This window comes from Aeromonas sp. R5-1, from assembly GCF_040908265.1.
Taxonomy (GTDB): Bacteria; Pseudomonadota; Gammaproteobacteria; order Enterobacterales; family Aeromonadaceae; genus Aeromonas; species Aeromonas caviae.
In genome coordinates this window covers 1-11,006 of the sequence record NZ_JBFODJ010000087.1, presented here as the reverse complement: position 1 = coordinate 11,006, position 11,006 = coordinate 1, and the positions used below count along the sequence as shown (strand labels likewise).

Annotated in this window: 10 protein-coding genes; 6 read left to right on the top strand and 4 right to left on the bottom strand. The window is 58.9% G+C overall.

The genetic code is table 11. The annotated features are described in order from the left end of the window. Nucleotides 1-84 precede the first annotated feature (84 nt). Nucleotides 85-1,413, top strand: coding sequence for an IS4 family transposase (locus tag AB5Y64_RS12165; protein WP_053288733.1), 1,329 nt, complete (start codon nt 85-87; stop codon nt 1,411-1,413). Between the two features lie 52 nt (nt 1,414-1,465). Here the strand turns inward: AB5Y64_RS12165 and AB5Y64_RS12160 are convergent, their stop codons facing one another. Genes AB5Y64_RS12160 through AB5Y64_RS12150 form a run of 3 tightly spaced genes read right to left on the bottom strand, consistent with a single transcriptional unit; the run spans nt 1,466 to nt 4,652 of the window. Continuing rightward, nucleotides 1,466-2,587: a beta-ketoacyl-ACP synthase III gene (locus tag AB5Y64_RS12160; protein WP_279955971.1), complete on the bottom strand. Its 1,122-nt coding sequence runs from the start codon at nt 2,585-2,587 to the stop codon at nt 1,466-1,468. 55 nt (nt 2,588-2,642) lie between these two features. Further along, entirely contained in the window at nt 2,643-3,806 is a 1,164-nt protein-coding gene (locus tag AB5Y64_RS12155) for a VWA domain-containing protein (protein WP_368203885.1), read from the bottom strand. A gap of 3 nt (nt 3,807-3,809) precedes the next feature. Continuing rightward, the gene (locus AB5Y64_RS12150; protein ID WP_103244488.1) at nt 3,810-4,652 is read right to left on the bottom strand and encodes a MoxR family ATPase; all 843 of its coding nucleotides are present in this window, start codon (nt 4,650-4,652) and stop codon (nt 3,810-3,812) included. A gap of 163 nt (nt 4,653-4,815) precedes the next feature. Between AB5Y64_RS12150 and cysK the strand changes: the two genes are divergently transcribed. From cysK to AB5Y64_RS12125, 5 genes are all read left to right on the top strand, one after another. Beyond that, the gene (gene cysK, locus AB5Y64_RS12145; protein ID WP_103244487.1) at nt 4,816-5,784 is read left to right on the top strand and encodes a cysteine synthase A; all 969 of its coding nucleotides are present in this window, start codon (nt 4,816-4,818) and stop codon (nt 5,782-5,784) included. A gap of 443 nt (nt 5,785-6,227) precedes the next feature. Further along, entirely contained in the window at nt 6,228-6,485 is a 258-nt protein-coding gene (locus AB5Y64_RS12140; RefSeq protein ID WP_005303128.1) for an HPr family phosphocarrier protein, read from the top strand. A 44-nt stretch (nt 6,486-6,529) separates the two neighbouring features. After that, a complete protein-coding gene (ptsI, locus tag AB5Y64_RS12135; protein ID WP_052814873.1) occupies nt 6,530-8,257 on the top strand; it encodes a phosphoenolpyruvate-protein phosphotransferase PtsI in 1,728 nt (575 codons plus the stop codon). A gap of 43 nt (nt 8,258-8,300) precedes the next feature. Continuing rightward, nucleotides 8,301-8,810, top strand: a complete 510-nt coding sequence (crr, locus tag AB5Y64_RS12130; RefSeq protein ID WP_010673569.1) for a PTS glucose transporter subunit IIA — start codon at nt 8,301-8,303, stop codon at nt 8,808-8,810. Nucleotides 8,811-9,064: 254 nt separating this feature from the next. Then, nucleotides 9,065-9,610: a cytochrome b gene (locus tag AB5Y64_RS12125; RefSeq protein WP_042015896.1), complete on the top strand. Its 546-nt coding sequence runs from the start codon at nt 9,065-9,067 to the stop codon at nt 9,608-9,610. A 52-nt stretch (nt 9,611-9,662) separates the two neighbouring features. On the opposite strand, the gene AB5Y64_RS12120 is transcribed toward AB5Y64_RS12125, so the two are convergent. After that, complete coding sequence (locus AB5Y64_RS12120; RefSeq protein WP_102948249.1) at nt 9,663-11,000, bottom strand: IS4-like element ISAeme15 family transposase; 1,338 nt, start codon at nt 10,998-11,000, stop codon at nt 9,663-9,665. Nucleotides 11,001-11,006 lie beyond the last annotated feature (6 nt).

Genomic DNA, 11,006 nt, shown 5'->3' with positions numbered 1-11,006 from the left:
TAATGCCGATCAGTTAAGGATCCATTGACCGATCCTCAGGCTGTGTAAGAATCCGAAACTCCTTGTTGGGTTTCGGATTTTTTTATGCGTATCGACCAAGCTCTCGACTTCATTCACGCCTGTCCTCCCGGAAAGTTTGAGTCCCTGTCTGACCTGCTGTCACCTGAACTGGTGCAGGCTTGCTTGGCCGAGACGGGCTCCGTCTCCTTGCGCCGACGGCGCATGCCCATGGAGCGGGTGCTATGGGCCATTATCGGGATGTCCTTGTTTCGTCATGTCCCTATGGCCCAGCTGGCCAACCAGCTCGATATCCTGTTACCCGGCGACCGGCCGTTTGTCGTCCCCAGCGCCTTCATCCAGGCGCGCCAAAAACTGGCTGACCAAGCCGTTCGACAGGTGTTCCAGCAGACCGCCACACTCTGGCATCAGCAGTGTCAGCACCCCACCTGGGCCGGCTTGCAGCTGCTGGCCGTGGACGGGGTGGTCTGGCGCACGCCCGATACTCCGGACAATGCCGGCGCCTTTGCCAAGTCGAAAACCGTCCAGGGGGAGACGCAATATCCCCAGGTCCGCATGTTGTGTCAGATGGAGCTGACCAGTCATCTGCTGACCCAGACAGTGATGGACTCCTGTGCGGTAAACGAGATGGTGTTGGCAGAGCAACTGATTGAAAAAACACCCGATAATAGCCTGACCCTGTTCGATAAGGGCTTCTACTCACTGGGGTTACTCCATGCCTGGCAACGCCAGGGCGTAGCGCGTCACTGGCTTATTCCGCTGAAAAAGGGGGCTCAATACGAGGTCATCCGCAAGCTGGGGCGGCAGGATGTGCTGGTACGCCTCAGTGCCAGTCCGCAGGCCAAGAAGAAGTGGAGCGAGTTGCCGGAGCAGTTCGAAGCCCGGCTGCTGACCCGGACGGTAAACGGCAAGGAGCGGCAGGTGCTGACCTCGCTCACCGACCCGCTGCGCTTCCCGGCCAGCGAGTTGATGGAGCTATACCAGAATCGCTGGGAAATCGAGCTGGGCTATCGGGAGATGAAACATAGCCTGCAACAGCACCGGCTGACGCTGCGCAGCAAGAAACCCGATGGAGTAAGGCAGGAGCTATGGGGCTTGGTATTGGCCTATAACCTACTGAGATATCAGATGGTTAGGATGGCGGCGAGCTTAAAGGGCTATACGGCCAGCCAGTTGAGCTTTCACATGGCATCGGTGTATCTGCTGCATGAACTCAGTTGCCTGCCGTTTGTGTCACCGGGCATGGTTCCAGGGCGTGTCGCTGAGTTGGACAAACAGGCAGAGCAGTTCAAGTTACCCGCCCGCCGAGAACGAAGTTACCCAAGGTGCATCAAAGCCAAACCACAGAAGTATGCGACGAGAAAACCTAGTAAAAACAATGCCAGTCAGGCTTAACTGACTGGCATTAACCCTCCCGGGTGGCTTTTTTATGGGCAAAACAGGGTGCTCAGCGCCGCTGCAGCAGCAGGCTGCCGATGGAGTAACCGGCGCCAAAGGAACAGAGCACCCCGCGAGCCCCGCTCGGCAGATCCTGGTTGAAGAGGTGGAAGGCGATGATGGAACCCGCCGAGCTGGTGTTGCCGTAGCGGTCGAGGATGACAGGCGCCTCCTGCTGGCTGGCGTCGTGGCCCAGCAACTTGCGACCGATGAACTGGTTCATGGTGAGGTTGGCCTGATGGAGCCAGAGCCGGCTCAAGCCATCGGCCGCCCATCCCTGCTCCGCCAGCTGGGAGGCTATCTGATCGCACACCAGGGGCAGCACCTCCTTGAACACCTTGCGCCCCTGCTGGCGGAACAGCTTGTCGTCGCCGTAGCGGGTGCGCGGGCTGAGCCGGTTCAGGAAGCCGAAGTTGTTGCGGATGTTGTTGGAGTACTGGGTCACCAGCTTGCTGGCCACCAGTTGCCAGGGGTTGGCCACCTGGCAATCGGCCTCCCGCTCCAGCAGCACGGCGGTACAGGCGTCGCCGAAGATGAAGTGACTGTCCCGATCGCGGAAGTTGAGGTGACCCGAGCAGATCTCCGGATTGACCACCAGCGCCAGCCGGGCGGTGCCTGCCGCCAGCATGTCTGCGGCGGTCTTGATCCCGAAGGTGGCGGAAGAGCAGGCCACGTTCATGTCGAACGCCAGGCCGCTGGCGCCGAGATAGTGCTGCAATTCGATGGCCAGCGCCGGGTAGGGGCGCGGCATGTTGGAGGCGGCGACGATGACAAGATCGATCTCCCCCGGTTCACGACCGGCGGCGATCAGCGCCTGCTCGGCGGCCGCCACCGCCATCTCCACCATGATGGAGGGCTGATCGTCCGGGCGCTCCGCCATGAGCGGTTGCATGATGTCGGGATCCAGCACCCCCCCGCTGCTCACCAGATAGCGGCTCTTGATGCCGGAGGCCTTCTCGATGAACTCGCAGCTCGAGTGCTGCTTGGCAGGCAGCTGCCCTGCATCGATGGCGGAGGCGTTCTCCTCGTTGTAGAGATCCACGTACTGGTTGAAGGCCGCCACCAGCGCTTCATTGCTGACGGCAAAGGGAGGGGTATAGAGGCCTGAGCCACTGATTACGATAGAGGTCATCTTTGCTCCTGGCCGGGTGCAATCCCGGCTTGTCTGTTTTTTAGGGTTCAGAGGGTCACAGCTGGTCGATGGCCGCAGCCAGACCCGCCAGGGTCAGCGGGTGCATCCGCCCGCCGATCAATTCGTTCATCAACTTGATGGAGGGGTGCCACAGCCACTCCTGCCTTGGCAGCGGATTGACCCACACCATCTTGGGGAAATGTTGTTGCAGGCGCCCGAGCCACACCTGGCCGGGCTCCTCGTTCCAGTACTCTACGCTGCCACCTGGCCAGGTGATTTCATAGGGGCCCATCTTCGCATCCCCCACCACCATCACCCTGTAGTCGCTGCCGTAGGTGCGCAGCAGCCGCAGGGTATCGAACCGATCATCAAGGCGCCTGGCATTGTCCTGCCAGACGAAGTCGTAGAGGCAGTTGTGAAAATAGAAGAACACCAGGTGCTTGAACTCGTGGCGCAGGGCCGAAAAGAGGCGCTGCACCTCGGCCACATGGGCATCCATGGAGCCCCCTACGTCGAAGAAGACCAGCAGTTTGACCCCGTTGTGGCGCTCGGGCCGCAGCTTCACATCGAGCCAGCCTTGCCTGGCCGAGCTTTGGATGGTGTCGTCGAGATCCAGCTCGTCGGGATTGCCCCGGCGCACCCAGCGTCTGAGCTTGCGCAGGGCGAGCTGGATGGCGCGCTGCCCCAGGGGCGAGTCGTCACTGAAGTTGCGAAAGTGGCGCGCTTCCCACACCTTGGTCGCCCGCCCGTGCTGACCCTCTCCCCCCATGCGGATCCCTTCCGGGTGATAGCCGCCGTGACCGAACGGGCTGCTGCCCCCGGTGCCGACCCACTTGTTGCCGCCGGCGTGACGCTCCTTCTGCTCGTTCAAGCGCTGGTTGAGGGTCGCCAGCAGCTTGTCCAGCCCGCCAAGGGATTGGAGCAACGCCTTCTCCTCCGGGCTTAACAGTCGCTCGAACTCCTTGCGCAGCCAGTCGTCAGTCAGGCTCTCCGGCAACAGGGGGATGGCGGCCAACCCCTCGTAATACTCGGCGAAGGCGCGATCGAAGCGATCATAGTGCGCCTCGTCTTTCACCAGCAGGCAGCGGGATAGCTGGTAGAACTCGTCCATGTCGAGGCTGGCCAGCTGGGCAGCCAGCGCCGCGTGCAAGTCCAGCAATTCGCGCAGGCTGCAGGGGAGCTTGTGACGGCGCAGATGGGTAAAAAAGTCGATCAGCATGGGTCAGCTGCCGCGTCTGGCCAGAAAAGCGAGCTTCTCAAACAGATGCAGGTCCTGCTCGGTCTTGAGCAGGGCGCCGTAGAGTGCGGGCACCAGCTTGCCGGGCTCACGGGTGCGCAGGGCTTCGGGGGCGATGTCGTCCGCCAACAGCAGCCGGATCCAGTCCAGCAGCTCGGAGGTGGACGGCTTTTTGCGCAGCCCCTCTACCGCACGCAGCTCAAAGAAGAGCGTCATCGCTTCGTCGAGCAGCCGCTCCTTGAGGTCGGGGTAATGGAGCTTGACGATGGCCTGCATCTCGGCCTTGTCGGGGAAGCGAATGTAGTGGAAGAAACAGCGGCGCAGGAAGGCGTCCGGCAGCTCTTTTTCGTTGTTGGAGGTGATGATGACCACGGGGCGCTGGCGCGCCTTCACGCGCTCGCCGGTCTCGTAGACATCGAACTCCATCCGATCCAGCTCCAGCAGCAGATCGTTGGGAAACTCGATGTCCGCCTTGTCGATTTCATCGATGAGCAGCACTGGCCGCTGCTCTGCGCTGAAGGCCTGCCACAGCTTACCCCGGCGGATGTAGTGGCCTATCTCCCCTACCCTGGGGTCACCGAGCTGGGAGTCTCGCAGCCGGGCGACGGCATCGTATTCGTAGAGCCCCTGCTGGGCCTTGGTGGTGGACTTGATGTGCCAGCTGATGAGCTCGGCGCCCAGGGATTCGGCCACCGCCTCCACCAGCACTGTCTTGCCCGTACCGGGCTCACCCTTGATGAGCAGCGGCTTCTCCAGCACGATGGCGGCATCGACGGCCATCTTCAGTGCCTGTGATGCGAGATAGCGATCGCTTCCTGCAAATCCCATGAGATCCCTTCCATTGGATGCCCAGGCAGCGGGAGCCCCCTCGGCAAGAGAGAATAAGTTCTATATGTTGTAATAACATATTGTTATAACGATTCGTCACTTCTCATTCAGAAACCACAGGGTAATCTTGTTTCATCGCCTTAACAAACACAGGGATAGCACCATGAGCAAAATTTTTGAGGACAACAGCCAGACCATAGGCAACACCCCGCTTGTTCGTCTCAACCGTGTTACCAAGGGCCGCGTGCTGGCCAAGATCGAGAGCCGCAACCCAAGCTTCAGCGTCAAGTGCCGGATCGGTGCCAACCTCATCTGGGATGCCGAGAAACGCGGCGTGCTGACCAAGGGCAAGGAGATCATCGAGCCCACCAGCGGCAACACGGGCATTGCCCTGGCATTCGTGGCTGCGGCCCGCGGCTATCCCATCACCCTGACCATGCCGGCCACCATGAGCCTGGAGCGCCGCAAGCTGCTCAAGGCCCTGGGTGCCAACCTGGTGCTGACCGAAGGTCCCCTCGGCATGAAGGGCGCCATTGCCAAGGCCAACGAGATCCTCGAATCCGAACCGGGCAAGTACGTACTGCTGCAACAATTTGAAAACCCGGCCAACCCGGAAATCCACGAGCAGACCACTGGCCCCGAGATCTGGGACGCCACCGATGGCGAGGTGGATGTGTTCGTGGCGGGCGTCGGTACCGGCGGCACCATCACCGGGGTCTCCCGCTACATCAAGCAGACCAAAGGCAAGGCCATCGTCTCCGTGGCGGTCGAGCCCAGCGAATCTCCCGTCATCAGCCAGAAACTGGCAGGTGAAGAGATAAAGCCCGGTCCCCACAAGATCCAGGGCATCGGCGCCGGCTTCATCCCGGGCAACCTGGATTTGAGCCTGCTGGACCGCGTCGAGCAGGTGAGCAGTGACGAAGCCATCGAGATGGCCCGCCGCCTGATGGAAGAGGAAGGGATCCTGGCCGGTATCAGCTCCGGCGCTGCCGTGGTCGCTGCCAACCGTCTGGCCGAGCAGCCGGAGTTCGAAGGGAAAACGATTGTCGTCATCCTGCCGAGCGCCGCCGAGCGTTACCTCTCCAGCGCCCTCTTCGCCGGTGTGTTCAGCGAGCAGGAATTGCAGCAGTAGTTGATCAGCCAACACCAACACGACGGCGCTCCTCGGAGCGCCGTTTTCATTATGCGCTAAACTCTCTAGCCACCAGTGCCACTCGGCCCCTTATTTTTTGGGGTAAAATAACAAACTTGGATATGACAAAAAAAGCAGACATTCTGTGATAAATCTCATATCCTGTGCGGCGTCACGAGGTGTTTGCTGGCAAGGTATCACAAGGTAACAAAGTGTTATTTTTCGTTATAAAATAATTTCAGGCCAGGCCTGACGCGGCTTGCAGCCTGATAGCGAAAAAATACCTGGCCACGACGCCGAATACTGCACAGAAAATTGACCTGGATTAAACCATTGCAGGTCTGATTTCGTTACTTTACAACATATCCATACTGACACGGTGAGACAGGAAGCCTCATTGGCGACCATCTCTCCAAACAATATCAATAATATGGGGTGAAACCATGTACGAGAAGTCTGTTGTTATTACTGCTGAAAACGGCCTGCACACCCGTCCTGCAGCTCAGTTCGTGAAAGAAGCCAAAGAATTCCAAAGCGAGATCACTGTGGTCTCCGGTGGCAAATCCGCCAGCGCCAAGAGCCTGTTCAAGCTCCAGACCCTGGGTCTGACCAAAGGCACCAACGTGACCATCCAGGCTGACGGCCCGGACGCTCAGAAAGCCGTTGAGAAGCTGGTTGCCCTGATGGACGAGCTGGAGTAATCCAGCTTTATTCCTCCCCCACAGTCGTTTTAATAGGAAGGATTATGATATCTGGCATTCTTGCGTCCCCCGGTATCGCATTCGGTAAGGCGCTTCTTCTGAAAGAAGATGAAATCGTTATCAATCAAGGCAAGATTCCCGCCGAACAGATTGATGCCGAGATCAACCGCTTCCTCGAAGCCCGCACCAAGTCAGCCGCACAGCTGGAAGCCATCAAAGAGATGGCCGGTCGCACCTTCGGTGAAGAAAAAGAGGCCATCTTCGAAGGCCACATCATGCTGCTCGAAGATGAAGAGCTGGAAGGGGATATCAGATCCTTCATCAAAGAACACAAAGCCTCTGCCGACAGAGCCGTTCACGAGGTGATCGAACAGTACGCCAAGATGATGGCCGATCTGGATGACCCCTATCTGCGTGAGCGCGCCACCGACTTCCGTGACATCGGCACCCGTCTGGTCAAGAACGTACTGGGCATGGCCGTTGTCAACCTGAGCACCATCGACGAAGAGGTCATCCTGGTCGCCAAAGACCTGACCCCGTCTGAAACCGCTCAGATCAACCTGAAATACGTGCTGGGCTTCGTCACCGACATCGGTGGCCGTACCTCCCACACCTCCATCATGGCACGCTCCCTGGAGCTGCCGGCCGTCGTGGGCACCAACGACATCACCGAGCGCGTCAAGAACGGTGACATGCTGGTGCTGGATGCGATCAACAACCAGGTCATCATCAACCCGACCGCCGACCAGTTGAACGAAGCCAAGAAGTTCCAGGCCCAGTTCCAGGCAGAGAAGGACGAGCTGGCCAAGCTCAAAGACCTGCCTGCCATCACCCTGGATGGCCACCAGGTCGAAGTGTGCGCCAACATCGGGACCGTCAAGGATACCGAGGGTGCCATCCGCAACGGCGCCGAAGGCGTGGGTCTGTACCGTACCGAGTTCCTGTTCATGGACCGTGACGCGCTGCCGACCGAAGACGAGCAGTTCAAGGCTTACAAGGAAGTGGCCGAAGCCATGCCGGATCAACCGATCATTGTCCGTACCATGGACATCGGCGGCGACAAAGAACTGCCCTACATGAATTTCCCGAAAGAGATGAACCCCTTCCTGGGCTGGCGTGCCGTGCGTATCTTCTTCGACCGCACCGACATCATGCACGCCCAGCTGCGGGCCATCCTGCGTGCGTCTGCCTTCGGCAAACTGCGCATCATGTTCCCGATGATCATCTCCGTCGAAGAGTTCCGCAGCCTGAAGGCTACCGTGGAGACGCTGAAAGCCGAACTGCGTGCCGAAGGCAAAGCCTTTGATGAATCCATCGAAGTGGGTATCATGATTGAGACCCCGGCCGCGGCCGTGATGGCTCATCATCTGGCCAAGGAAGTGGATTTCTTCAGTATCGGTACCAACGACCTGACCCAGTACACCCTGGCTGTCGACCGTGGTAACGAGATGATTTCCGCCATGTACAACCCGCTGTCACCCTCCGTCCTGACCCTGATCAAGATGGTGATCGACGCTTCCCATGACAATGGCAAGTGGACCGGTATGTGCGGTGAACTGGCTGGTGACGAACGCGCCACCCTGCTGCTGCTGGGTATGGGTCTGGATGAGTTCTCCATGAGCGCCATCTCTGTACCGCGTATCAAGAAGCTTATCCGCAACACCAACTTCGAAGATGTGAAGGCCATGGCCGACCAGGCGCTGAGCTTTGCCACCGCCGCCGAAATCGAAGCGTGCGTAGATAACTTTATTAAGCAGAAGGCAGTCTGCTAAGATCGGCTGCAAACAGCGACAATCATCTCTAGGAGCTTTTACTATGGGTCTGTTCGACAAACTGAAGAAACTGGTTTCCGACGACAGTTCTGACACTGGCGGCATCGAAATCTTTGCTCCGCTGTCCGGCGAAATCGTCCCCATCGAAGATGTGCCTGACGTCGTCTTCGCCGAGAAGATCGTCGGCGACGGCATCGCCATCAAGCCGGCCGGCAACAAGATGGTTGCTCCGTGCGACGGCACCATCGGCAAAATCTTCGAGACCAACCACGCGTTCTCTCTGGAGTCCGACTCTGGTATCGAGCTGTTCGTTCACTTCGGTATCGACACCGTCGAGCTGAAGGGTGAAGGTTTCACCCGTATCGCTCAGGAAGGTCAACAGGTCAAGCGCGGTGACACCATCATCGAGTTCGATCTGGCCGTTCTGGAAGCCAAAGCCAAGTCTACCCTGACACCTGTGGTCATCTCCAACATGGACGAGATCAAAGAGCTGGTGAAGATGACTGGCGCCGTGACCGTGGGCGAAACCCCGGTGATCCGCATCAAGAAATAATGCGCCCTGGCCTGACGCCAGCGACCACCAAAAACCGAAGCCTGGTGCTTCGGTTTTTTTTTGCCCCTTCCATCCCCCGATACTCCATGGGCTCCCGCACAGGTCAGCATGACGGCAAACAGGCAGAAATGTTATCGAGATCAACACGGGCATAAGCAAGCCGAGTACCCTCAAGAGGGATACCTGCGGGTCCTTTGGCTCGATATGAGACGGGATGAAAAGAGATAAGCCGCTTAAGTGGCGAGGAGACAACGATGCTGAGAAATACCGAACAACGTTATGGCAGCCTGAGCATAGGGCTGCACTGGTTGACCCTGCTGCTGATGATCGCCGTCTATGCGCTGATGGAGTTCAGGGACATCTTCCCCAAAGGGTCGGCCGGCCGCGACCTGATGAAGGAGTTTCACTTCATGGTGGGTCTGCTGATCCTGGCGCTGGTGGTCGTGCGCCTGCTGGTGCGCGTGGGTAGCCCTTCACCGCGTATCGTGCCCGAGCTCTCCCCCCTGATGCTCACGCTGGCTAAGCTCGCCCATCTGGCGCTCTATGGCTTCCTGATCCTCACCCCGCTGCTGGGCTGGCTGCTGTTGAGCGCAGGGGGCAAACCCATTCCCTTCTTCGGCCTGGCGCTCCCCGCCCTCATCGCCCCCGATGACGGCCTGAAGGGCACCATCAAGGAGTTGCACGAGACGCTGGCCAACATTGGCTATGCTCTGATTGCCCTGCACGCAGCGGCAGCCATCTACCACCACCATGTGCTCAAGGACAATACCCTGACCAATATGCTGCCCGAGCGCAAATAACCAGCGACGGGTTGCACACCAACAAAAAGGCCCCTGTGACAGGCAATGCTGTTCACTTAAGCGGAGCCGCATTGCGATTTACCGGAAAACGGGTCTTTGATATCTTCACCGCCCTGGGTCTCGATGGCCTGGGGCGTTTTTCTATGAACATGACGCCTATGCAGCCCCGCAACTCCGCCAACCTCCGTGGCGTATGGGCTGGCGATAACGCGCCCGCCATCACTGCCATCTGGTTCGCGATGAACTGACAGGCAAACTTAAAGCTCACCTCATTGGGCGCTCGCTGATGGGCTACGGCGGCCTGGCTGGCCTCCCGCCTGACCAGATTGTATCCAAGCAGCAATCCCCACAGCTCCTGATAGACCAAGTCCACTTTCTTGCTTCTCAGCGTGATGGCGTTGTGCTGCATCGCGCTTTTGATATCCCGGTATCCCAGCTCGATTTCCCAGCGCTCGTGGTACAGGGTCGCCACCTGAGCTGCGCTGAATCGCGCCACGGGCAGGGAGGTAAAGACCGTTTTCTCCTTGCCTGCCACCTCATAGGTCACTGCGCGAACTTGCCAGTGTGTCGGCAACGCCGGGTTTTTCTTGCGAGCCTGAGGCGAGACCGTCATTTGCAACAGACGGTCACCGTCGCCATAGCGCTCAAGTTCCGTGTATACCAGCCCGTTGCGTTCCGGGATGAGCCAGTGACGGTCGGTGTCTTCGGCCTGAATACGCAGCAACAGGTCGGCACCGAAGAAGCCTTTATCCAGCAGGGTCACTGACTTGTCCGGCAATGAGTGAATGAACTCGCTGGCCAGGGGGATTTCCCCTTTGCGGTACGGGCTGATGGCCGCGTTGGCAATGACATGCGAGCGGACATTCATGAGCGTGACCAACCGCAGCATCGGGTAGGGTGTCTGCCGGTTGGTTGAGGTGTTACCCGAGCCGAAATGTGCTCTGAGTTCAGGCATATCCTGGGTTCGGAACAGGGCCCCATCGATGGCAAAGACCTGTAAACCGTGCCAATGGTCTTCAGGATAACGTTCCCGCCCCCACACATCGGCGCACTGTTTGAACAGCCACTCGAGCGGCTGTTTGCCGAGTCGCTGACGGGCCTGAGACAGGGCACTGTCCGCGAGCAAGGCATCATTGGCCAACCCTTCTGCACAGATGTTGAGGCGCCGAGCGACCTCGGAGATAGGCTCATTGCGGAAAAAGGCCATCCCCACGACGAGCCACAAGACCATATCAGAAGGTAAGCGGCGTCGGCGGATAGTGGCCTTTTCAGACAAGGCGGCAGCGGCAGTAATCCATTCGTCGGGAATATGGTCGGCAAAAATGGCCAGCCGAGCCAGCATGTCGCCAGATGCCTCAACAACATCGTTCAGATCGTTTGCAATAGACATAAAAAA

Excerpts from the sequence above, each read along its gene's own strand:
- AB5Y64_RS12165 (WP_053288733.1), top strand. The coding sequence starts at position 85 with ATGCGTATCGACCAAGCTCTCGACTTCATTCACGCCTGTCCTCCCGGA.
- AB5Y64_RS12160 (WP_279955971.1), bottom strand. The coding sequence starts at position 2,587 with ATGACCTCTATCGTAATCAGTGGCTCAGGCCTCTATACCCCTCCCTTT.
- AB5Y64_RS12155 (WP_368203885.1), bottom strand. The coding sequence starts at position 3,806 with ATGCTGATCGACTTTTTTACCCATCTGCGCCGTCACAAGCTCCCCTGC.
- AB5Y64_RS12150 (WP_103244488.1), bottom strand. The coding sequence starts at position 4,652 with ATGGGATTTGCAGGAAGCGATCGCTATCTCGCATCACAGGCACTGAAG.
- cysK (WP_103244487.1), top strand. The coding sequence starts at position 4,816 with ATGAGCAAAATTTTTGAGGACAACAGCCAGACCATAGGCAACACCCCG.
- AB5Y64_RS12140 (WP_005303128.1), top strand. The coding sequence starts at position 6,228 with ATGTACGAGAAGTCTGTTGTTATTACTGCTGAAAACGGCCTGCACACC.
- ptsI (WP_052814873.1), top strand. The coding sequence starts at position 6,530 with ATGATATCTGGCATTCTTGCGTCCCCCGGTATCGCATTCGGTAAGGCG.
- crr (WP_010673569.1), top strand. The coding sequence starts at position 8,301 with ATGGGTCTGTTCGACAAACTGAAGAAACTGGTTTCCGACGACAGTTCT.
- AB5Y64_RS12125 (WP_042015896.1), top strand. The coding sequence starts at position 9,065 with ATGCTGAGAAATACCGAACAACGTTATGGCAGCCTGAGCATAGGGCTG.
- AB5Y64_RS12120 (WP_102948249.1), bottom strand. The coding sequence starts at position 11,000 with ATGTCTATTGCAAACGATCTGAACGATGTTGTTGAGGCATCTGGCGAC.